Source organism: Fictibacillus nanhaiensis (genome assembly GCF_042686385.1).
Lineage (GTDB): Bacteria > Bacillota > Bacilli > Bacillales > Fictibacillaceae > Fictibacillus > Fictibacillus nanhaiensis.
Genome location: NZ_JBHUPF010000006.1, coordinates 2,896,970 through 2,918,735, shown reverse-complemented (window position 1 = coordinate 2,918,735; position 21,766 = coordinate 2,896,970). Strand labels below are relative to the sequence as shown.

Here is a 21,766-nt window from a genome sequence, read left to right as displayed (position 1 = left end):
GATGAACGATGTTCAAACTGAGCTTCTATTTACAACGTATAAACCCCTCTTGTTTTCATTAGCATATCGAATGCTAGGAAGTGTGCAAGATGCGGAAGATATCGTGCAAGATGCGTATATTACTTGGAGTGAACAAGAAATGGATCTTGTTCAGAACCCAAAAGCTTATCTTTGTAAAATCGTCACGAATCGCTGTTTGGATCTGCTTAGGTCTGCTCGTAAACAACGAGAAACATATGTAGGACCCTGGCTTCCAGAGCCGTTATTAGCAGATAATAAAGAAGACCCAGCGTTACATTATGTAATGAAAGAATCTCTTTCTACCGCATATTTACTTTTATTAGAGCAGCTATCAGAAACGGAACGTGCTGTATTTTTACTTCGTGAAGTTCTAGAGTATGATTATCGTTTTATCTCAGAAATGGTAGGAAAAAGTAGTTCAAACTGCAGACAAATTTTTCACCGTGCGAAAAAGGCGATAGGTAATTATACTACTTCTACGTTGTCACCTCCAAAAGCTTCCGCACTAACTGAACAGTTTGTAGCAGCAGTAGTTTCAGGAAATGTAAGTAATCTATTAAATCTGCTTGCCGTAGATGCAAAGCTCATTTCAGATGGTGGAGGGAAAATAAAAGCTGCTCTCGTTCCAATCCTTGGAGCAGAGCGGATCTCGCGCTTCTATATGGGAATCATGGCAAAAACATCGGAAGAACTTTCATTCAAATATACGAATGTTAACGGCGAACCAGGCATTGTACTGTATGTGGAACAGCAAGTATTTGGTGTTCTGTCCTTACAGATTAAGAATGACTTAATACAAACGATATATTGGGTAGTAAACCCTGACAAACTTACTCACATTACCTAACAGATACTCGGAGGTACACTTTGAAACCAATTTTAATAAATTTCCCAACTGAATTTACAACAGATCGACTGCTAATTCGTATGCCAAAGCCTGGTGATGGCAAAGCGATGTTTGAAGCTATTCATGCTTCACTAGACGAATTAAAGCCTTGGCTACCTTTTGCCCATTTTAATCAAACAGAGGAAGATGTAGAAGTTAATATTCGGGAAGCGCATCTAAAGTTTTTAAGCAGGGAAGATTTACGATTGCTCGTATTTTTAAAGGACAGCGGGAACTTGATTGCTTCATCAGGATTACACCGTATAAATTGGGAAATTCCAAAGTTCGAGATTGGTTATTGGCTTGATACTCGCTATGCAGGAAAAGGATATATGACAGAAGCCGTTAATGGAATTACTGATTTTGCTGTTAAGGAGCTTAAAGCACGAAGGGTTGAGATCCGTTGTGACACACGTAATACGAAAAGTGCAGCCATCCCTGAACGGTTAGGATTTACATTGGAAGGTATTCTACGCAATGATTCATTGGAGATTGGTTCAACAACAAATCTTCGAGATACTAGTGTCTATGCAAAGATTTTTTAATAGGGGGAGAAACTTTGGTTACAGCAGTTTTCTTTGATCTGTATGAAACGTTGATTACGGAATGGGAAAATGGACAAAAGAAAGCCAAGTATTCTATCGAACCTTTAGGATTAGATAAAGATATTTTTAAAGCACAGTGGGACCTAAGAAGAGAGCTTAGAATGAATGGAACGTTTCCAGATCACCAGAGCGTGTTAAGAGATATTTTAGATTCACAGGGGATTACACCAAACGTAGAAACTATTGAGTATGTTCACCTAAAAAGATTGTCAGCTAAGAGCATTCCTTTTCAAGAGATCGATCCTCAAGTGATAGAACTGCTTCAAACTTTAAAATCTAATGGGTTGAAGCTCGGTTTGATCTCAAATGCTGCTCCAGAAGAAGTGGTTGCTTGGGAAACAACTGAACTGTCAGACTACTTTGATGAAGTGATTTTCTCCTATGAGGTACGAGTAGCGAAACCGCAAAAAGAAATCTATCAACTGGCTTGTGAAAAGCTTGGTGTAATACCGCAAGAATCTGTATTTATTGGTGATGGAGGATCTGACGAATTAAGAGGTGCAACAGAAGCAGGAATGACAGCACTTCAAGCGACTTGGTTCTTGCCAACAGTGATCAGTGAGAGAACGACAGGTTATCCAAAACTCAAAAAACCACAAGACTTACTGCTTCATGAGAGCATGAAATTTATTAAGGTCTATTAATCTAGAGCTAGCACTAAGTTTATCGTGCTAGCTCTCTTTGTTTTGCATTTTTATAATAGATTTCTTTTTTATTATGATAATTATACATTAACACATTAAGTGTTATGGCAAACAACATGATTAATATAGATATTCCGATGACAACTTCTTTAACATTTAACCACTCACTTAAGAAACTAGCAAATAGGATGATAACAATAAGACTTATACTTTGAAAAAACCCTAACGTTGCTCCAACTCTTCCCATTTTGTTAGACGGAATACTTTGTTGGAAAAAAGTTTGGAATCCTGTGTTAGCAAATGATGAAAAGAAACCTAGAATAATGAAACCTATACATGTGGAAAAGAATGAATGAGAGAAGGCATAAATTCCATACCCTAAACTAAAAAGCGTGGAAGCAAAGCCAATAAGGTAGGGAACAGGAAATTTATTAGCCATTACAGCGAGAAGTAAAGATCCGGTTAAATAGCCAATTCCGGTTATACTCACAAGCAAACTATATTGACTTTCTGAAAGACCAATAATAGTTTGTGTAAAAACCACTTCTTGAGAATCAAGTGCAATGGCTAAAGTCATGATCATTTGAAAAAGGATGTATGTAGTTAAAAATAATCGTTGTTTCTTTAAAAAATCACCTACTATCCTCCAGTCATTTATCATTAATCTTATTTTGCTAGAATAGGAAGAAGAAACCCCTTGTTTATCATATAAACTTGGTAGAAAAGAAAGCATGCATGCTGAAAAAAGGAAGGAAACGGCATTACACCAGATTGCAAAGTTATACGAACCAAAGTGGACGAGTGCCCCAGCGATAGCTGGTCCGATAACAAGCGCACCAGTCGTTAGAACAGAAGCTATTGAATTATAGCGTAGCCATTTTTCTTTTGGGACGAGTTGAACAGTGTAAGCTGATGATGCCGGATTGAAGAATGAACTGCAGAGACTAACGGCAAAAAGAACACTATAAATCATCCATAACTCTGATAAGAAGGGGATTAATGCAACAAGTAGCGCACGCATAATATCAGTAATCATCATGATTGTTTTTTTATTTAAACGGTCGATCAAACTCCCTGACCATAAGCTTGTCACAACTCCAGCCAGAGGACCGACCAACCATAAACCAGCAACTGCTGCAACAGATCCCGTTTTTGCAAAGATAAATAAATTTAAAGAAACTAAGTAGATAAAGTCACCAATATATGAAATACCCACCGCAGATAACAATAGGGCGGGAAATTTCCACGCGCTGTTTAGTTTCCTCATTACGCATTCTCCTGAAACGTGCAATAGACCTTATATTCTTTTTTAGTGCTATCATTTGTGACTTGGCTCTCCCATCGAACGAAAAGCTGTTCTAACTCTAGCAGGAACTGCTTCTTCTCTTCATCATCAAGTAAAAGGTTGGTTGAAATAGACGAGGGTTTAGTGTTATCTTCGTCAATTAATTCAAAACGAGTGGATTTAGAGCGATAGTATTTTTCTATGATTCCACCTTTCCTTTGTTCTTTTACAAGTTCTAAAATGCCTCCGTTAAAAAGAAGTTGGATGTGGTAATGAACGGTTCCAGCCGTTTTTCCCAGTTTATCAGCAACTTCTTTTGCCGTTAATTCCTCATCCTTCAATAAGTGGATAATTTGAATACGTGTCGCATTCGCAATTAACTTTTGTTGATCTGCTGATATGGAAAGCGAATTAGTCATTTGTTATGCCCCCTTAATCTAATTATATAAATCATTCTATTTTTTTAGAACAGCTCCTTCTTTTTATTTAACAAAATTTAAGTAAAAAAGAACTACAAAGAAAATATGCCATCGGACACTATGATTTCACTTCCTGTTTTTTACGCTAGTAACAACTAATTAACTTTCTGAAAATTCATATAAATAGAGTTTGAGAGGTGATATGATGTTGCATACAAAGTAAATAAAAGGAAATTGGAGGCGTAACTATGACAAAGAAGAAGTGGGTTGCAATGGGGATTGCGGCAACATTAATCACAGGTGCGTTCGGACCATCAGCAATGGCTGCCACAGAGCAAGTAAAGGTGAAAGTAAGCAGTGATTCAGGAACTCCAGCTTTTCTTGCAGGTAAGTTATCTTCTAAATCAAATGCTTCAGCACAAAATGTACTGTTTGATTATGTAAACAGTCATAAATCGATCTTTAAATTAGGAAATGCACAAGCAGAAGAGTCCTTTTCTATTTTAGAGAGTACAAAAGAAGCGAACGGAAATACGGTATTAAGGCTTCAGCAAGAATACAAAGGTGTTCCAATTTGGGGTTATACGCAAGTGGCACACATTAATAAAAACGGTGAACTTACTGTGATCTCGGGTGAAGTTGCACCAGAAATGGACAAGCAATCAAAGTTAAATAACGCAAAGCAGATCAGTGGTAAAAAAGCGGTGGGAATTGCTACTGCAGCACTTGGTTTAAAACCGGAGTATGAGAAGAAGCCAAAAGCGGAAAAAATCGTACTGATGAAAGACGGCAAAGCGCATTTTGTTTATCTTGTGAACTTAAATTACTTAACACCTGAGCCGGGGAACTGGAACTATTTTATTGATGCACAGTCAGGTGAAATCCTCAATCGGTATAATGACATGCACGAAGTAACAGGAACGAACACGACTGGAACTGGAAAAGGTGTACTAGGTGATTCAAAAACACTGAACCTCACATTATCCAGCGGAAAGTATTATATGCAAGATAATACACGTGGAAACGGAATCTTCACGTATGATATGAAGAACCGTACGTTCCTTCCTGAATTTTTCTTGCCTGGAACATTGTACAGTGGAACGGACAACCTGTTCGACAGCTCATACGATCAAGCAGTCGTTGATGCTCATTACTTTGCTGGTTTAACCTATGATTATTATAAAAATACACACGGACGTAACTCGTATGATAATAAAGGAGCGCAGATTAAATCGTCTGTTCACTTTAATAAAAATTACAATAATGCATTCTGGAACGGTTCGCAAATGGTATACGGGGACGGTGACGGCACGAACTTTATCGCCTTCTCTGGCGGAATTGATGTAGTCGCTCATGAATTAACGCATGCCGTAACTGATACGAGTTCAGATCTTGTCTACCAAAATGAGTCAGGTGCTTTAAATGAAGCGATGTCTGATGTTTTTGGCACATTAGTAGAGTACTATAACGGTAAAAATCCTGATTTTGAAATCGGTGAAGATGTATACACACCTGCAGTAGCAGGAGACGCTCTTCGTTCCATGTCAGATCCGGCTAAGTACCAAGATCCTGATCACTATTCTGTTCGCTATACTGGCACTGGTGACAACGGAGGGGTTCATATCAACAGTGGAATCATTAATAAAGCAGCATACCTTCTTAGTGAGGGCGGCAGTCATTATGGCGTTTCTGTTACCGGAATCGGAAGGGACAAGCTAGGCGCAATCTTCTATCGTATGAACACGGTATACTTAACGTCATCTTCGAACTTCAGTCAGGCGAGAGCAGCGGCAGTCCAGTCTGCAACAGACCTATATGGAGCCTCCTCACAAGCTGTAACGTCAGTAAACCAGGCATTTAACGCAGTAGGCATTCAATAAATGTTGATGTAGCTAGAACCATGTTCGGTGGTTCTAGCTTTTTCTATGAGGAAATATCGAATATCGACGATTACAGAGGCGTGGCATGGTGGTTGAGAGATTCGTGGATTGAGGCTGAAACTCGTGGAATGGGGAGCGAAACTCGTGGATTGAGAGCCAAAACTTGTGGATTGAGGGCCGAAACTCGTGGATTGAGAGCGAAGAAAACTCGTGGATTGAGAGCGAAAACTCGTGGATTGAGAGCGAAACCCAGGAATTGAAAGCTCGATCTCATGAAATTAACCCTCATTAGCAGGGCTGCTTCTGTCGATATAGAATAAATAAAACGGTAACTTAGCAAAAAAGGTTAAGAACGAATGGATGTTCGTGTATATGATGGAAGTAGGGTAGGTGATGGAGATGGATTATGAAGTGTGCATTCAACGGACACTCGATTATATTGAAGAGAATTTACAGAATCGTATTACATTAGAGGAGCTTGCAGAGCTCGCTTGCTTCTCACCTTTTCATTATCATAGGGTGTTTCAATTTTTAGTCGGTGAATCTGTTATGGATTATGTGCGGAAAAGAAGACTCTCACACGCGGCAAAGCGATTGTTGCAATCTGACGATAAAGTGATCGATATCGCTTTCGATCTAGGGTTTCACTATCATGAATCGTTTAACCGAGCTTTTAAAAAACAGTATGGCCGTTCGCCGCGAGAGTACCGTCATGCATCTGTTCATCCCGTCTCACTTCATCAAAGGACTTACCTGAATATGAATCGTTATACAGGAGGAATGAACATGGAAATGAAAATCATTAAAAAACCAGCTTTCCACATCATCGGGTATGACTTAAACACACGAAATACAGATGGTCAAAATAATTTAGACATTCCAAAGTTTTGGCAGAATTATATTCAAAATAAATTAGGAGAAAAGATTCCAAATCCTTTAAACAGAAACCAGGAACTTGGATTGTGTACAGAATACAATACAACAACAGGTGAGTTTGTTTATATGATTGGAATGGAAGTGGAGAAGGGAACACCGGCTCCAGAGGGAATGTCCTATAGAAGTTTTCAAGAAATGGAGTACGCCGTTTTTACAACGCCAAAAGCCTCAGAAGAAAATTTCGTACAATCGATCCAGCAAACATGGGTTGAAATCTTCTCCAATTGGTTTCCGGATTCAGGATATGAGCATAATGGAAAATTAGAGTTTGAGCTCTATGATGAACGATGTTATGGAGATGAAAACAAACAGATTGACATCTATATTCCACTCGTGAAAAAAGCAGAAAAAGTGAAATAAGATGTATGATAGCCCTTTTTGCTCCATGAGCAGAAAGGGTTTTTGAATCTTAAAAAATGGGATTTTGTGTTAAAATTATATTCTGAATATTAATGAAAATCCAAGCGATAAACGAGGAAGGATACATCGAATATGAAGTTTACGATTGACCAAAAATTATTCAGTAAAGCTCTTTCTGATGTTGGAAGCGCTGTTTCTCAAAAATCCCTCGTTCCCATTCTTTCAGGCATAAAGGTTATAGCAGAGGATGAGGGGATAACACTCATAGGAACAAACTCAGATATTATCATCAAACGGTTTATTCCTAGAGACGAAACGTCCCGAAATATCAGAATTGATCAAACAGGGAGTGCTGTAGTTTCAGAGCGTTATTTTACAGAACTCATTCGCAAGCTACCTGAAGACGTTAATATTGAAGTAGATGATAAGCAAGTGGTAAAGGTTAGATCGGGTAACATTTTTACTCAACTGAATGGGTTTAGAGCGGACGAATATCCACAGTTACCTGAGATCAATGGAACAAACTCAATCAGTATGGACGCAAAAGAATTAAAAGAGGTCATTAAACAAACCGTTTTTGCTACAGCTAAGAATGAAACGAGGCCAGTCCTTACGGGTGTTCATTTTAGGTTTTCAAACAACCAGCTTACGGCCGTTGCGACTAATTCACAAAGGTTAGCATCTAGAATAAATGATGTATACGTAAAGCAAGAGACGTCATTCATTGTTCCAAGCTCCAGTTTGAATGAACTTGTAAAACAAACCAGTGATTATTCAGGTATCGTAAAAATCAACTCTTCAGACGGATATATCCTTTTTGAAACAGATCAGGTTTCTTTGTATTCTAGATTGATTTCGGGTCAGTATCCGAATACGTCCAAACTCATTCCGAATGAACAAAAAACAATGTTGAGTTTAAATAAAGAACGTCTCGAAAAAGGAATTGAACGGGCCTGCTTATTTGCTGGTGAATGGAAAAACAACAATATTACGTTAAGTATTAGGAATCATAAACTTTGCATCTCATCAGGCTCTTCTGAAATGGGGCAAATTCAGGAATTACAAGAAATTATGGACTTAACAGGCGACGCCGATCTTAAGATTTCGATTGATGGTCACTTTTTAAAGGAAGCTTTACATACGATTAAGGACGAAGAGATCAACATAAAATTCAACGGCGCAATGAGACCAATCGTGATTGAATCTACACATGAAGTATCAACATATCTTCATCTGATCTCGCCAGTTAGATCCTATTAGGGAGTGTGGTACATGATACAAAAAGATGGAGAATATCAGCTACTCATTAATGAGGTAGGTCATTGGATAAAAATTGAGGGGAGCTTAAATAAAACGATACCCTTAGTAATTATCCATGGAGGTCCTGGAGGCAATCATTATGTTTTTGAGCGAACTGCAGGGCCAAAGCTGGCGGAGGAACGAACGGTTATTTATTACGAACAAAGAGGTTGCGGTAGAAGCGAAATACCATACTCTGAGGATGCATATTCAATAAAGTTATTAATAAAAGATTTCTATTGCCTACTAGAGCAGCTCGGCATCAAGAAAGTAGATATATTAGGTTATTCTTTCGGAGGTGAGTTAGCGTTAGAAATTGCTCTTTCTTATCCAGAAATAATCAATAAAATCGTTCTTTCAGCTCCAAGTTTAATGTTTTCGGATACCGTTTTTCAAATTCAGATACAAGGTTTTAAAACGATAGGTGATGAAAGATTCTTAGAAAGAATGGAGAAAATACTATCTCAAAATCTATCCATAAAAGAAAAATGGGAAAATGTTTGGTCACTCGCTGATTCGGAAGTAGTTGATCGTTTTTTATTTGAAGACCAAAAGGTAGCTAAGTGTAACAGACGGTTATGGGAAAACAGCGGCTTGAGTAACACAGGGAAAATGATGAAGGCACTTCAAATGAACCCTCCGTGTCCCCCTCTTGAAAAACGATTAAACCAAATTAAGCATCATACGCTTATCTTAACGGGTATCCACGATCGAAATACGGGTTTGAAGATATCAAATATTATTGAACAGAAACTATCGAACAGTAAGTTAGAGAAATTTAAAAACAGTGCGCACTTTCCAGATTTAGAAGAAGAGAAAAAATTTGTAACAACGACATTAGAATTTTTAAGATAGGGGTCCCAGGATGCTAGATATATTGGATACGTCGAAAGTTAATAAAAAATTGATTAATGAATTCTTCCAAAAGCACTGGGGAAGTCCGGAGATGGTGATTTCTAGTGGCACATTTAAATGCAATGAACTTGATGGTTTCGTTGCTATTAATGAGATGGGTGAAATAGTAGGTCTCCTTACATATATCATAAATAAAAATGTCTGTGAAATTATTTCTTTAGACAGTATTTTAGAAAACAAAGGAATTGGTACAGAACTATTAAAAAAAGTTGAAATACAAGCTATTAATCAAGAAGTTCTACAAGTGAAAGTAACGACTACGAACGATAACATAAAGGCATTGAGCTTTTATCAAAAAAGAGGTTATTGTTTAACTAACCTTCTTCCAAATGAAGTAGAAAAGGCTAGGAGAGTAAAACCCGAAATTCCTCGAATCGCAGACAATGGCATCCCTATTCGAGATGAAATCGTGTTGAGTAAATTCCTTCCAAGGAGTATTTAAGGATGGTCGACAAAGAAGAGAAGATCACTTATGTTACAGATGATCAGGATGTGTCTGTTTCAAAATTTCTATCTTTAGTGAATGCTATATGGCCAGGTGATTACCATGAACAGTCTACTGTAGAAGCATTAAATAGAACATTAAACATTACAGCATGGGATCATGAGAAACTCGTTGGCTGTGTTCGTATTCTTACTGATGGCTATTTCTTTGGAACCATCACTGAGATTCTTGTTAGGCCAGACTATCAAGGAAGGAAGATAGGAAAACATCTAATGGAATTGGCTTGGGAACAAAGTCCAACATCCCTCTTTATAGGTGCTCAGCCAGGAAAAGAATATTTCTTTGAAAAGTTAGGTTATACAAAGTCCATTCAATCTTTTCAAAAGAAAAAACAAAGAAAATAGGTGAAAACATGCAAAAAGCACTTCCGAAAGTTAAACTTAGAGACCTCGTGATCGAAGATGCTGAAGATCGTTATGCGTGGTGTTTGGACGTAGAAGTGACAAAGTACCTTAACATGCCTGACAAATATACGCCGTTCAGTATAGAAGAAACAAGAAACTGGATCATTCAGTGTATTGAAAAGAAAAATGGATATGATCAAAAAGCGATAATCAGTGAGCACGGTAAACATATTGGATGGGTAGATTTAAAAAATATAGATCGTTTAAATCAACATGCAGAATTGGGCATAGCCATTGGAGATAAGAGTTATTGGGGCAAAGGCTATGGAATTGCAGCTATGCATGAGATGTTAAAGTACGGTTTTCGTGAACTTTCTCTAAATAAGATCTGGCTGAGAGTAGAGGTCGATAATGAAAGAGCCATTACATCCTATAAAAAAGCAGGTTATGTAGAAGAAGGGATTCTAAGACAAGACCGTCTACGCAACTGGATGTTTGTTGATCGATTAAGAATGAGTATGTTAAAAGAAGAATATTTTGCAAATAGTTTATCGCAAAGTTAAGGAATGTATACAAAATTATTACCTGTAAAATTTTATAAGTTAATTGGAATAATTACTCATTTCAAGGTAAACCTAATCACATACAACGAACAGGTTTGCCACTTGTTTCACAGAGGACGATGCGCCAAGGGTCGTCCTTTTTTGTATTAGCAAATACTACCTTTTCTGTGGCGCATAAGAACGATTCATTGTGGAATTATAATCTTAATTCAACTAGGAGGTGAAAATAACATGGCTAACTCAAACCAATTAGTAGTACCTGGTGCACAACAAGCTATCGACCAAATGAAGTATGAAATCGCTTCTGAGTTCGGTGTAAACCTTGGACCAGACAGCACTTCTCGTGCTAACGGATCTGTAGGTGGTGAAATCACAAAACGTCTAGTAGCTCAAGCTCTTGGCGGAAAGCGCTAATTAATTAAATATCATGGCTTGGCTATCTGTTCATCGCAGATAGCCTTTTTGTTTTTTACATACTAAACTTTCCTGTTTGACATTTTTGTTGAAGTATTTTATATTAGTTGACGTATCAATTATTGAGCTATCAATTACTTGAGGAGGGGGATGCTGTTGTCCAACTCATATATAGATGATGAGAAGATTATTAACCGTTTGTATGAGATACATCGTAGAACGGTTCCTAAGTTTGAGAGCTGTACAGGCATTAGTCAAACACGTTTAGAGCTTTTGCATGAGTTATATGAAGTTGAAGAGATCAGTCAGAGAGCTCTTCAAAAGAAAGTTAATATTGATCATGCAGCTGTAACAAGGCATCTTAAGCAGCTTGAAGATAAGGGAATGGTTATTAGAAGAAAAGACCCTAAAGATCAACGATTTACGTATGTTTCTCTATCAGAGGAAGGTCGTTTAAAAATCATTCATTACCGGGAAGAGAAAGAACGTTTTATTTCTGGTGTATTGCATGATTTTTCTGAGGAAGAAAGAAAAACGTTGCTGGGGATGTTAACTCGTATTCAGCGCAACATTGAAATTTTTGAGTAGTCATCAACTTAAACAACTAAGACATTTAAACACAAAGGAGAATGCATGATGCAACAAACTAAAATTAACGACTTTAACGAAATTATCACTGGACGCCGTTCCATCCGTAACTACGATCCATCAGTAAAAATCTCTAGAGAAGAGATGAAAGAAATCTTAACAGAGGCTTCTCTTGCTCCATCATCTGTTAACTTACAGCCTTGGCGTTTTGTCGTGATTGATACTCCAGAAGGAAAAGAAACGCTAGCGCCACTTGCCAAGTTCAACCAACGACAAGTAGAAACTTCATCCGCAGTCATTGCTGTATTCGCAGATAACAACAGCTTGGATTACCTTGAAAAGATCTACGACAAAGCTGTAGACGAAGGGCATATGCCTCAAGAAGTTAGAGATCAACAAGTGCCAGCCATCCGTGGACTTTTAGAACAAATGACTCCTGAGCAATTCAAAGATATGAACTTGATCGATGCAGGTCTTGTTTCCATGCAACTGATGCTTGTTGCTCGTGCACACGGATATGACACGAACCCGATTGGTGGTTACGAAAAAGCTGAAATTGCTGAAGCTTTTGGTCTAGATAAAGAGCGTTATTTCCCAGTTATGTTGCTTTCTATCGGTAAAGCGGCTGATGCAGGATATCAATCTGTTCGTCTATCAGTAGAAGAAACAACAGAGTGGAGATAAGAAAGGGGAATAGATAAAGATGATTATTATTCACGCAGGTTTAACGGTACAAAAAGATAAAGAAGAAGCATTTTTAGCAGAGGTAAAAACATTAGTAGAAGCTTCACGTGCTGAAAGTGGTAACATTCAATACGATCTAAAGAAAGATACAGAAAAAGAAGGAACGTATATGATGGTCGAAGTTTGGGAGAACCAAGAAGCGGTTCAAAACCATAACAAAAGTGAGCACTTTGTGGCGTTCGGTCAAAAGGCAGCAAGCTTTATGGCTGCTCCAACGGATGTAAAAGTGTACGCTGGCGAACAAGTAAAATAATGATGAAAGGAAGGCGCATAACATGTGCCTTCCTTTTTTATTAAATATTATTCAGCTTTCGTGTACTTGCGCTCTTGTTCAGCGATGAGTTCATCATCCTCCGCATTATCGCGAGTAACCTTTTGGGTAAGAATCGCACCAACGGCTACCAAAATCATGACAGCAATGTAATAACCTTTTTCGTTCAGTTGCAGATTGTCTGCATTGTAAAGTCCGATACAAAACATGGTTACTCCCGCGATGAACGTAAAATAAGCTAAAACGGTAAATGCTGGGGTGTTTCTTCTTCTATGACGTTGCATATGTAAACCTCCTTCATTCTCTTTTAAATAGATAAACAAATCTCTTTTAAATAGATAAACAAATATATGCCAAAAGCTATCTTCATTATAATAAATAATTGGATTTATTTCCTTATTTTTCTTATTCGTTAATACTGTTTCTGCTTTATAGCCCATAAGAGAATTATTTCATTCTATTAAGAAGTGGAATTAAATAATCAACCGTATCGCGATGATTGTTGTCTATAAAATCGTTTATTGAACTTGGTTCATTCTTAATTGAAACCAAACGAACAAACTCTGATTTTTCGCCGATTGCTAAAAATACTTCACTCAATTTGTTATATTCATCTTCTAACTGGCTATTCGTTAAATTCAATTGGACATGAAACAGTACGGCTAGAAAGTCATAATCTCCACCCGTTTTTAAAAAACGAACAGAACAACTACTCACGCAATCGAGATGAATACCAAGCTCTTCTGTCATTTCTCGCAAGACACTATCCTGTAGTTGAAACTGATTACCGTGTAGATCGGTTCTGCTTAAGCCGCCGCCTACACACTGTAATCGACCAGGATAAGCGGTTTGATCATTCATCTCACCAAAAACAAAGTAAGAATCTGAGGTTTCTACTAATCCAGCTCCATAAATAACTCTACAGGCATGGTCGCCCATATTCTTCGTTTTGACTGAATAAAGATAATGAGCGTAATTACTCGATTTTAAATCAAAAACGAATTCTTGGTCTGTTTCTTTCATTTCATCTATATGAAAAACTTCACCGTTCGTAAAACGATTCTCATAATTAAAACGACTCCAAAAAGTTTCTACTTCAGATTGAAAGGATTTAGGTAATTGTAAAGGATGATTGTCTAAAATAAGCTTTAATGATTTCGAAACAACTTGAAGCAAAACGGGTTTCATTGGGAATCTCCTCGTATGTTCTATTTTAGTGTCATAAAAAAAGCAGGTTCAAGCATCTCGGATTCAATAATGATTGCAGTAAGACCACCATTTGTAGATGTTTCATGATATTCTCCCTTAATCCAAAAAACAGCTTCCCCCGTTTTGACTTTTTGAATTACTTTATCCTCACCACAAACCTCAGCTTCTCCACTCACCACAAGAAGGATCTGAGGAACTACAGCTTGATGATAGCCAATGACTCCTCCAGCTTCTAGATGAACGCATCCAATATGTGCCGGCATCTCCGTTTTTACAATCCTAGACATTACAAAATCAGAGTTGAATTTAGAAATGTGTTTTCCTGATCCTTTAGTAAATTGAAAAATTTCCATGTGTTTTCTCCATTCTCTAAAACATATAAGGCCCTACAACAAGCGATAAAAAGAAAGTGTTTAAAACAGCGAAATAACAAATGGCCGTGAGTTTACTCCAGTCTTGCTTTCTTCCATACCACACTGCGGCACCACTTAATAGAGCGAGCACCACAGGAATAACAAAGGAGCTACCTGTAAACGCCAAGAAATCAGGAGCAAACATGTAATAATGGGTGTTAAAGAATTTCTGAATAAAGATGAATTGAACACCGAGAAACAGAGCTAAGATGGTGTACAAAATGCGCTTATCTTCATCTTCCATCAGTTTAATCTTCACTATGTAGATGACTAATGCAAAAAGTACGGCAGGAGCGATCCAATATACTGAACTCATCGCAAAGATTAATCCTTGAAAAAGAGACAAAACCGTTGCAGAAACGGCTTCCTTAAGATCTACTTTTGTTATTTTTAAACTCTTTTCAATAATTTCAGGATTCTTTGATGCTCCGCTAAATGTGTACTCTTTGTATCCCACTAAATTTACCCAGATCACTGAATCTTCACCAACCCAGTATGGGTGAAGAGACTGATCGTTTGTTGTACTGCGGAGCTCAGTTTTCCATACAACACCATCAGCACGCGCTTCATACACATTAACAGCTTCCTTATCGTTAGACTTTAATGCACGAGTGGTAAACAATACTTTTGCTTGACCATTGTTATCAATACCATATTGAATAAACTTAGGGTTTTCTAGCTTTATTCCATGATTATCTATGAATGTCATGATAGAAAAATTCCATTCCCTACCTGCATTCAATTGGTTAGTTCCTTGAAAAATCTTATAAGACTTACCACCAGAACTATTGGAAAACAGAGTATAATAAACGGTCAGATCGTTTCCGTTCTCAATAAAGTAAAAACCAAAATGATTTTCATTAATCTGTTCCTCTTTATCTAGAATAATGTGTTCTCTTAAAACACTCTGACTTTCAGTTTGGTGATAAGTTACTTTCAATTGTTTGCTTGTTTGATTTGCAGATTTAACAACACTGAGGAAGGAATCTGATGTGTCATTTAGAACGATCGAATAAATTTGCTCGGTCACTTTCTTTATAGATCGAACACTCCAAGAACTTTTATCTACGGATAAAATTTCTTTTTCTTTAAAATAAATGATGTTGTTTGGATTAGAATCCATACCTCTCACATCTTCATCGAGTACCTTTTCTTTCTTGCCATCATAGTGAATCAGCTGTTGATCTCTTACGAAAACATACTGATCCCCTTGTACCCAGAAGTCTTGTGGACTTGGGATAGAGAGAGGAGTGGTTTGTTTATCTTTCACCTCTAATTGATCAGTAACATGAAAACTCAACACTTCATTTTCTTTCGGTACATAAACCCGTTTCATTCCGTTCTGTTCTTGAAAAACCGGCTTAACTTCACCAATTTTTTCAGTTTGTAATGGCAGTGACCGGCTCCAACCTTCAATGGGTAGTTTCAGTTCAGTCTTTAAATTTTCAAAAGTTAACGCTATAAAAACAACCAAGAAGAATAGAAGTGGAATAACAAAAGGCTTTATTTTTTTCATCATATTTCCCCCTTATTCCAAAATTCGACGAAAGTCCATATTTTTCCTTTTTTAAATTAAGTATACAAAAGTGTAAAATCCAAAGGTGTAAGCTGTTTTTAAAAAATAATTTGAAATCAAGCATAACCTATAAAATGATCAGCACTACACGATAGGTTAACTAGTAAGATCTTCTACCCACTCCTAAATTACTATATTTACCTTTTATTAATTATTTTTATAATTATTCTAGTTATAATGATGGGCTTTCTTATGCTCTATGTCCGTCCTTAAGTATGATTGAATTTTCTGACAATAAAGATACACTTACCTTATATATACATAGGAGGTGTAGTGTTATGAAAAGAAGTAAGAAATGGCTATCTTCTGCACTCGTACTATCTACAGTGGCAGGGATAGCCTTTTCGACAATGGAATTTGGTGCAACGCCCCAAATCGCTGAAGCTTCATCTCTCAAGATTCAGCCAGCAGAGTCCGTATCTCTCGTTCAGTTGGCTGTTCCAAACACGAAAGAAGCGATGAAGAAAATCGAAGAACTTGGTATCGATCTAACACACAGAATACATGTTCATAATGGACAAATTGAAGTAGACGCAGTCGTAACACCATCTGAAGTTGCGATGCTGAAGCTCTATGGAATTACCGTAAAAGAAACGCTCATTACTGAAAACCAACTCAACCAACGTGCCGCAGAAAGAAGAACGGCAGTTAAGCAAGAACAAAAGCTAGCAGCCGCTGAAGAAACAGTAAAGATCCTCAGAGCAAACCACTTCACGAATCAATCAGACACTTTCCTTTACGTTGAAGCCAAATCCTCATCTGGTGCTGTATCGAGCACGATTCTTACCGCTAAATGGACAGAGAATGGAGAAGAAAAAACGGCAACATTACAACAGATTCAAGATGCTGGAGAGTACCTTTATCATTCCTTCATGTTACCTGTTTCGGCGATACCAACCGATATCACAATTGAAAGCTCACTCGGAGGTTCAGCTACATCAAAAGTAACCGAGTGGCTTGGTGAAGAAAAGCCGGACAAGCCGGGCGAACATTATGTAAAGAATTTTGTTGACCATTATATGGATCCCACAGAAATTGATGCGAGAATCGAGAACTTAGTCAAAGAATATCCTGAGCTCGCTGAAATCGTTGAAATGCCAAACAAGACGAACGGGTATCGCAGACAAGCTCAAGCGACGATGGGAACCTTGCAAAATACAGCAGTTGTCGTGACTTCTCGAGACTGGGGACATGAGGGCGGAAATGCGATCAGCATAGAATTGAAAAAGGCATCAGCTGCAGGTGCTCCTCTTTCTGTTGGTACGAGCGGAAGCAAAATCATCGTTACACTCGCAACAGATGCTGCAGGTAACGCAAAAAGTACAGCAAAAGAGGTCGTAGATCTTTTGAATGCAGAAGTCAGTGACCTTGTCTCTGCTACGACCTATCGTGGCAATGCAGGGAATGGAATTGTAGAGCCTGCGGTTTCCAGCTTATCAGATAACTTAAAAGCGCCTGCTTCTGTATCGCGTGATCCTTTTACGGTTAAAGCCATTCGAATCGGTAAGCACCGAGATGGTTCAAAACCTGGAGTGCTTGGTTATTCACAAGAGCATGCACGTGAATGGGTCACACCACTGGTTTCCGTTGAGACTGCTGAACGATTGTTACGAAATTATTCGCATGATAAAGAGACTAAGAAACTGGTTGATAATCTTGATATCTTTATTGTTCCGTCCATGAATCCAGATGGAGGACACTATAGTTTTTATGACTTTAATTCACAGCGTAAAAACATGACAAATCACTGCTCACCCACTCAATCTGATAATGGATACCGCAATTCTTGGGGTGTTGATTTGAATCGAAACCATGATGTGGGGTCAGCTTTTGATGGGTATGTTGGAGCATCAACAACGAATTGTCTGAGTGGCTCCTATGCGGGACCAAGCGAGCATTCTGAACCAGAGAGCCGTAATCTAGTGTGGTTGACAGATGAGAATCCTAACATCAAATTTGCCATGAACATCCACAGCTATGGTGGTTATTTCATGTGGTCACCAGGTGCTTATACGCCAGAGCGTGAAACATTGCCTCGCCCATCTGCTGGAGAAGAAGCTTATTATTGGCAAGCATCCGATCATATTTTAAAAGAAATCAAAAAGCATCGTGGTACGGTTATTCTACCAAGCCGAACAGGACCGATTCCAGATGTACTTTATTCAGCAGCAGGAAACTCAGCAGATCACCTTTGGTATAAAAAAGGGATCTACACTTGGAACTTTGAAGTAGGTGCTGATCTTTGGAACAAAGAAACAAAAAGATGGGAACTGGTTGGTTTTCAGCCACCGTTTGAAGAAGGACATGAAGAAGCCATGGAATTTTCAAACGGATTATTAGGAATGATTGATGTGGCGTATCAATATTCTAAAGATAAAAAAGCGCCAAAATCAAGTGTTACACCAAATGGTGGACGACACGATGAGAAAGTGGAAATCAGCTTCAAAACGAGTGAGCCAGCTACGATCTACTTCACGTTAGATGGCAGCCGTCCAACGTTTGATTCTCAAAAATTAGCTTTGAACGGTACACGTGAAGGACCAGAAACGTTAACGTTTGAAAAGACGACAACGGTAAACTGGTTTTCGGTTGATGCGAGCAAAAACGTTGAAAATCGATACGAACCAGGAAAGAACAAGAAGTACAACACGAAAACATTCTTTATTAAATAATTTAAACAAGGAAGGGGCAGTCGGCTTCTTCCTTTTGTTTTTATTCAACGATTGATGCAAGCGTTGACATTTATGGTTTGCGAACATATACTAACAATTGTAAGTAGAAGTCATTTTGGAAAGGAACGGTACTACGCTGATGTGGAAAACTCTTATTTTCTTAGGCTAACTCAAATAATGAGACCTGGAGAATAGGATAAGTCTGCCCATTTTGCGTATACACGTACATATACCCTTATGATTTCACACAAAGAACATCATGTTCTTGTGTTTCTTTGGATACGTGTTATTACCATATTTGTGCGAACTCACCAACCTCTCTGGGCCTCCAGGGAGGTTTTTTTGCGAGCCTCCCCAACGAATAGGAAAGAGGTGAGCTGCATGACGACTGTATTACAAGTTAAACGATTGCAGAAAAAATTTGGTGATAAAGAAGTTTTAAAAGACATTTCATTTGATATTAGGCAAGGTGAAAAAATCGGCTTAGTAGGATGGAATGGTAGTGGGAAAACAACGCTCGTTAACATTCTTATGAAATGCATCAACCACGATCACGGATCGATTACGACATGGCCGGCAAATATGAACATGGGATATTTGCCACAATCAACAGATTATGTGTTAGATGTTGAACGGGAGTTGGTGGAAGCCGGTGATGAATTGTTGCGAACGAGTAAAAAGTTAGGACTTCAAAAACATTTGCTCCAAAAGAATGAATTACAACATTTAAGTGGTGGAGAACGACTAAAGGTATCCATCGCCAAAATTTGGGCAAATCATCCGGAGTTCTTAATTTTAGATGAACCGACAAATCATCTAGATCTTCAAGGGATAAACTGGCTTACAGAAGAGGTTCAGAACTATAGAGGTGCAGCCATTATCATCTCCCATGATCGCTATTTTCTTGATCAATCGGTAGAGAAGATTTTTGAGCTGGAAGAAGGGATTCTCACCATTTACGAAGGAAACTACTCAGCGTATAGAAAAGAGAAACAACGCCGATATGAACAACAACAAAGAGATTATGAGAAGCAACAAAGAAAAATACACATGATTGAGCAGCAAGTGAACACGTTAAAAACATGGTCTGATAAAGCTCACCGGGAAGCAGGCAAGGGAGGAACAGCAGCTGAGAACAGACAGATGGGGCTCAAAGAATATGAAAGGATGAAAGCGAAGAAAAAAGATAACCAAATTAAATCAAAATTAAAGCGATTAAATCTAGAACTCTCGAAAACAGGAATCGATAAGCCAAAAGAAGAAAGTGACGTTTTCTTTCAATTTGGTTCCCCTGGAAAGAGAGGGAAACGACTCATCGAAGCACGTGATTTAATGAAACAATTCGGAGATCGTATCCTCTTTCAAGATAGTCACTTTTACATCAAACACGGAGAAAGAATAGCATTACAAGGGCCAAACGGTTCGGGGAAGACAACATTTATTAAGATGTTACTTGGTGAGGAGTCTGTAACGAAGGGGGCAATCTGGAAGAGTGAATCGATGAAAGTTGCTTATCTTTCTCAAGATGTGAGTGATTTACCAGAAGAAAAAACGGTGTATGAATACTTTAATTTAGAAGAAAAGCATCAAGTTACACAGGCAAGAACAATCTTTGCTAACATGGGTATCGAGGACCGCAAACTCTCACAGCCAATTCGTCATTTAAGTTTAGGAGAGCGGACACGCGTTAAACTGGTTCTGATGATATTGCAGGAATACGATGTGCTTATTTTGGATGAACCGACAAACCACTTGGATCTGCCGAGCCGGGAGCAATTGGAGGAAACATTGTCACAGTTTTCAGGTACGCTTATCATTGTCTCACACGACCGCTTTTTCGTTGAAAAGCTGTGTGATAAACTGCTAGTTATCGAAAATCAGAAGCTCAAGAGGATGGAAGTGGGACTTAGTGAACACGAAGAACAGAGGAAACAAAATACAAACGAGGGTGTTCAGCAGCTAGCAGAAGAACTAGCTTTAGTAGAAAATAGGATTACGGAAATGCTCGGGAAAATTAGTTTTTGTAAAACCGGTACGGATGAATACAGTGCGGTTGATGAAGAGTTACAACGATTAATGGAGAGAAAGAGGCAGCTCATGCAAAAGTAGCTCTGAAAAGAAAGTCAGGTGGACGCATCCGCCTGGCTTTGTTTTATGATTGTTTATCATCTTTTATAAAAAAATTATTACTTTTCATGGCTCTTTTAAAATTTTTATAAACACTTATAGGATGTATCAATCTTATAAGGGGGAAGAGAAAGTTGAGAGCAGGGAACATTCGTCAATTTGCTTCATTTAGCCAGTTTGTGAATGTAAAAGAGTTTAATGAACATAAACGTTATTTTTTGGAACGTCATGCAGGTTTGTTTACGAAGTCAGAGTTCCTGGCATTTGAGTTGCTTAGCCAATATAGTGTGGTCATTCCAGGAGTAGCAAACGCAAAGATTGATACGCTTGTTGATCGCGGTGCAGAAAAGGGTGGGAGTATTTCGCGTGCTTCTTTTTTACGAATGCTTAGAAAAGCGAAGTATACAGGATGTTTAGTCGTACATAAGACATATCGTGCAAGCGGAGGATTTGCTCATAATGTTTTTGTCTTTCAGCGGTTTGACCCAGCGAGTGGAACGAAAGTGACCCAGCGTGCGGCAAGTGAAAACCTTTGCGAGAGTAAGGACAAGCATTCAGAATTTGGGGAGGAAACTATAAATCTCTATAAAAATCTAAAAGATAAAGATCTAAAGATACGTAAGGAGAACGTCATGACGAACAACTTATCTTTTCTTTCTTTAGATGACCTAGACGAATCCTTCACACCAAATTCTGTTCCGAAAGACTTCATACATATTGTAAAACCATTTTATAATACGGCTATTGAGATCTATACTTTTTGGGAGAAAGCGAAACTGGCATATAACAAGTTCACCTTCGACCGTCCGCTCGAATTTATGGTTTCAGTTGTAATCGACGCATTTAAATCAACCGTCTTTCACTACAAAAACAGAAAAATTAAAGCGACATTCATGCAGTATTTTTATGGAACGCTTAAGGGTATGTTCATGGTCGAGAAGAGACGTGAACACATGGCGAAAGTGACACGATACAATTGGATAGATGAGCCTGAAAATTGATAACCTCATAAATTTTTGAAGTAATCACATAAAAAATTGAGTCGATCACATAAAAATATGACCCCATCACATAAAAACGTATATTATCA

General features: G+C 38.1%; 23 protein-coding genes. 17 read left to right on the top strand and 6 right to left on the bottom strand.

The features are described from left to right. Position 1 precedes the first annotated feature (1 nt). From ACFS5O_RS18705 to ACFS5O_RS18695, 3 genes are read left to right on the top strand one after another with little or no spacing between them, the layout of a single operon-like run. Entirely contained in the window at positions 2–868 is an 867-nt protein-coding gene (locus ACFS5O_RS18705; protein ID WP_205725612.1) for an RNA polymerase sigma-70 factor, read from the top strand. Between the two features lie 20 nt (positions 869–888). Further along, positions 889–1,452, top strand: a complete 564-nt coding sequence (locus tag ACFS5O_RS18700) for a GNAT family N-acetyltransferase (protein WP_205725613.1) — start codon at positions 889–891, stop codon at positions 1,450–1,452. A gap of 14 nt (positions 1,453–1,466) precedes the next feature. Beyond that, on the top strand, positions 1,467–2,156 hold the full coding sequence (locus ACFS5O_RS18695) for an HAD family hydrolase (RefSeq protein WP_205725614.1): 690 nt from the start codon (positions 1,467–1,469) through the stop codon (positions 2,154–2,156). A gap of 19 nt (positions 2,157–2,175) precedes the next feature. Here ACFS5O_RS18695 and ACFS5O_RS18690 read toward each other — a convergent pair whose 3' ends face one another. Together ACFS5O_RS18690 and ACFS5O_RS18685 are read right to left on the bottom strand one after the other, a co-directional pair. After that, complete coding sequence (locus ACFS5O_RS18690) at positions 2,176–3,423, bottom strand: MFS transporter (protein ID WP_205725615.1); 1,248 nt, start codon at positions 3,421–3,423, stop codon at positions 2,176–2,178. Continuing rightward, on the bottom strand, positions 3,423–3,860 hold the full coding sequence (locus tag ACFS5O_RS18685) for an ArsR/SmtB family transcription factor (RefSeq protein ID WP_205725616.1): 438 nt from the start codon (positions 3,858–3,860) through the stop codon (positions 3,423–3,425). The genes ACFS5O_RS18690 and ACFS5O_RS18685 overlap by 1 nt, the downstream gene beginning before the upstream one ends. Before the next feature lie 248 nt (positions 3,861–4,108). Here ACFS5O_RS18685 and ACFS5O_RS18680 point away from each other — a divergent pair, with 248 nt between their 5' ends. The 11 genes from ACFS5O_RS18680 (at position 4,109) to ACFS5O_RS18630 (ending at position 12,661) form a co-directional block, all read left to right on the top strand. Continuing rightward, positions 4,109–5,740, top strand: coding sequence for a M4 family metallopeptidase (locus tag ACFS5O_RS18680; RefSeq protein ID WP_205725617.1), 1,632 nt, complete (start codon positions 4,109–4,111; stop codon positions 5,738–5,740). A gap of 399 nt (positions 5,741–6,139) precedes the next feature. Beyond that, entirely contained in the window at positions 6,140–7,036 is an 897-nt protein-coding gene (locus ACFS5O_RS18675; protein WP_379839574.1) for an AraC family transcriptional regulator, read from the top strand. A gap of 132 nt (positions 7,037–7,168) precedes the next feature. Further along, on the top strand, positions 7,169–8,296 hold the full coding sequence (gene dnaN, locus ACFS5O_RS18670; protein WP_205725619.1) for a DNA polymerase III subunit beta: 1,128 nt from the start codon (positions 7,169–7,171) through the stop codon (positions 8,294–8,296). A gap of 12 nt (positions 8,297–8,308) precedes the next feature. Then, complete coding sequence (locus ACFS5O_RS18665) at positions 8,309–9,190, top strand: alpha/beta fold hydrolase (RefSeq protein WP_205725620.1); 882 nt, start codon at positions 8,309–8,311, stop codon at positions 9,188–9,190. 10 nt (positions 9,191–9,200) lie between these two features. Then, on the top strand, positions 9,201–9,692 hold the full coding sequence (locus ACFS5O_RS18660; protein ID WP_205725621.1) for a GNAT family N-acetyltransferase: 492 nt from the start codon (positions 9,201–9,203) through the stop codon (positions 9,690–9,692). Between the two features lie 2 nt (positions 9,693–9,694). Then, complete coding sequence (locus tag ACFS5O_RS18655; RefSeq protein WP_318300161.1) at positions 9,695–10,099, top strand: GNAT family N-acetyltransferase; 405 nt, start codon at positions 9,695–9,697, stop codon at positions 10,097–10,099. Between the two features lie 8 nt (positions 10,100–10,107). Continuing rightward, positions 10,108–10,662 (top strand): GNAT family N-acetyltransferase, encoded by a 555-nt coding sequence (locus ACFS5O_RS18650; protein ID WP_205725622.1) that lies wholly within the window; start codon positions 10,108–10,110, stop codon positions 10,660–10,662. 231 nt (positions 10,663–10,893) lie between these two features. Then, complete coding sequence (locus tag ACFS5O_RS18645; protein WP_197222258.1) at positions 10,894–11,076, top strand: alpha/beta-type small acid-soluble spore protein; 183 nt, start codon at positions 10,894–10,896, stop codon at positions 11,074–11,076. 150 nt (positions 11,077–11,226) lie between these two features. Beyond that, positions 11,227–11,664 carry a MarR family winged helix-turn-helix transcriptional regulator gene (locus ACFS5O_RS18640; RefSeq protein ID WP_379839570.1) on the top strand — a complete coding sequence of 146 codons (438 nt, stop codon included), beginning with the start codon at positions 11,227–11,229 and terminating at the stop codon, positions 11,662–11,664. Between the two features lie 45 nt (positions 11,665–11,709). Then, a complete protein-coding gene (locus tag ACFS5O_RS18635; protein WP_318300162.1) occupies positions 11,710–12,348 on the top strand; it encodes a nitroreductase family protein in 639 nt (212 codons plus the stop codon). Positions 12,349–12,367: 19 nt separating this feature from the next. Continuing rightward, the gene (locus ACFS5O_RS18630; RefSeq protein WP_205725624.1) at positions 12,368–12,661 is read left to right on the top strand and encodes a putative quinol monooxygenase; all 294 of its coding nucleotides are present in this window, start codon (positions 12,368–12,370) and stop codon (positions 12,659–12,661) included. A 47-nt stretch (positions 12,662–12,708) separates the two neighbouring features. On the opposite strand, the gene ACFS5O_RS18625 is transcribed toward ACFS5O_RS18630, so the two are convergent. The 4 genes from ACFS5O_RS18625 to ACFS5O_RS18610 form a co-directional block, all read right to left on the bottom strand. Then, entirely contained in the window at positions 12,709–12,963 is a 255-nt protein-coding gene (locus ACFS5O_RS18625) for a YiaA/YiaB family inner membrane protein (RefSeq protein WP_137790219.1), read from the bottom strand. A gap of 163 nt (positions 12,964–13,126) precedes the next feature. Next, the gene (locus ACFS5O_RS18620; RefSeq protein WP_205725625.1) at positions 13,127–13,867 is read right to left on the bottom strand and encodes a hypothetical protein; all 741 of its coding nucleotides are present in this window, start codon (positions 13,865–13,867) and stop codon (positions 13,127–13,129) included. A gap of 20 nt (positions 13,868–13,887) precedes the next feature. Further along, positions 13,888–14,241, bottom strand: a complete 354-nt coding sequence (locus ACFS5O_RS18615; RefSeq protein WP_205725626.1) for a cupin — start codon at positions 14,239–14,241, stop codon at positions 13,888–13,890. Between the two features lie 16 nt (positions 14,242–14,257). Continuing rightward, positions 14,258–15,820 (bottom strand): hypothetical protein, encoded by a 1,563-nt coding sequence (locus tag ACFS5O_RS18610; protein WP_379839566.1) that lies wholly within the window; start codon positions 15,818–15,820, stop codon positions 14,258–14,260. Positions 15,821–16,155: 335 nt separating this feature from the next. Here ACFS5O_RS18610 and ACFS5O_RS18605 point away from each other — a divergent pair, with 335 nt between their 5' ends. From ACFS5O_RS18605 to ACFS5O_RS18595, 3 genes are all read left to right on the top strand, one after another. Next, positions 16,156–18,549: a M14 family metallopeptidase gene (locus ACFS5O_RS18605; RefSeq protein ID WP_205725628.1), complete on the top strand. Its 2,394-nt coding sequence runs from the start codon at positions 16,156–16,158 to the stop codon at positions 18,547–18,549. Between the two features lie 381 nt (positions 18,550–18,930). Continuing rightward, positions 18,931–20,658: a ribosomal protection-like ABC-F family protein gene (gene abc-f, locus ACFS5O_RS18600; RefSeq protein WP_205725629.1), complete on the top strand. Its 1,728-nt coding sequence runs from the start codon at positions 18,931–18,933 to the stop codon at positions 20,656–20,658. A 152-nt stretch (positions 20,659–20,810) separates the two neighbouring features. Continuing rightward, on the top strand, positions 20,811–21,677 hold the full coding sequence (locus ACFS5O_RS18595) for a hypothetical protein (RefSeq protein ID WP_205725630.1): 867 nt from the start codon (positions 20,811–20,813) through the stop codon (positions 21,675–21,677). The last annotated feature ends 89 nt before the right edge of the window (positions 21,678–21,766 follow it).

Coding starts and splice junctions, on each gene's coding strand:
- ACFS5O_RS18705 (WP_205725612.1), top strand. CDS start 2: ATGAACGATGTTCAAACTGAGCTTCTATTTACAACGTATAAACCCCTC.
- ACFS5O_RS18690 (WP_205725615.1), bottom strand. CDS start 3,423: ATGAGGAAACTAAACAGCGCGTGGAAATTTCCCGCCCTATTGTTATCT.
- ACFS5O_RS18685 (WP_205725616.1), bottom strand. CDS start 3,860: ATGACTAATTCGCTTTCCATATCAGCAGATCAACAAAAGTTAATTGCG.
- ACFS5O_RS18680 (WP_205725617.1), top strand. CDS start 4,109: ATGACAAAGAAGAAGTGGGTTGCAATGGGGATTGCGGCAACATTAATC.
- ACFS5O_RS18675 (WP_379839574.1), top strand. CDS start 6,140: ATGGATTATGAAGTGTGCATTCAACGGACACTCGATTATATTGAAGAG.
- dnaN (WP_205725619.1), top strand. CDS start 7,169: ATGAAGTTTACGATTGACCAAAAATTATTCAGTAAAGCTCTTTCTGAT.
- ACFS5O_RS18665 (WP_205725620.1), top strand. CDS start 8,309: ATGATACAAAAAGATGGAGAATATCAGCTACTCATTAATGAGGTAGGT.
- ACFS5O_RS18660 (WP_205725621.1), top strand. CDS start 9,201: ATGCTAGATATATTGGATACGTCGAAAGTTAATAAAAAATTGATTAAT.
- ACFS5O_RS18655 (WP_318300161.1), top strand. CDS start 9,695: ATGGTCGACAAAGAAGAGAAGATCACTTATGTTACAGATGATCAGGAT.
- ACFS5O_RS18650 (WP_205725622.1), top strand. CDS start 10,108: ATGCAAAAAGCACTTCCGAAAGTTAAACTTAGAGACCTCGTGATCGAA.
- ACFS5O_RS18645 (WP_197222258.1), top strand. CDS start 10,894: ATGGCTAACTCAAACCAATTAGTAGTACCTGGTGCACAACAAGCTATC.
- ACFS5O_RS18640 (WP_379839570.1), top strand. CDS start 11,227: ATGCTGTTGTCCAACTCATATATAGATGATGAGAAGATTATTAACCGT.
- ACFS5O_RS18635 (WP_318300162.1), top strand. CDS start 11,710: ATGATGCAACAAACTAAAATTAACGACTTTAACGAAATTATCACTGGA.
- ACFS5O_RS18630 (WP_205725624.1), top strand. CDS start 12,368: ATGATTATTATTCACGCAGGTTTAACGGTACAAAAAGATAAAGAAGAA.
- ACFS5O_RS18625 (WP_137790219.1), bottom strand. CDS start 12,963: ATGCAACGTCATAGAAGAAGAAACACCCCAGCATTTACCGTTTTAGCT.
- ACFS5O_RS18620 (WP_205725625.1), bottom strand. CDS start 13,867: ATGAAACCCGTTTTGCTTCAAGTTGTTTCGAAATCATTAAAGCTTATT.
- ACFS5O_RS18615 (WP_205725626.1), bottom strand. CDS start 14,241: ATGGAAATTTTTCAATTTACTAAAGGATCAGGAAAACACATTTCTAAA.
- ACFS5O_RS18610 (WP_379839566.1), bottom strand. CDS start 15,820: ATGATGAAAAAAATAAAGCCTTTTGTTATTCCACTTCTATTCTTCTTG.
- ACFS5O_RS18605 (WP_205725628.1), top strand. CDS start 16,156: ATGAAAAGAAGTAAGAAATGGCTATCTTCTGCACTCGTACTATCTACA.
- abc-f (WP_205725629.1), top strand. CDS start 18,931: ATGACGACTGTATTACAAGTTAAACGATTGCAGAAAAAATTTGGTGAT.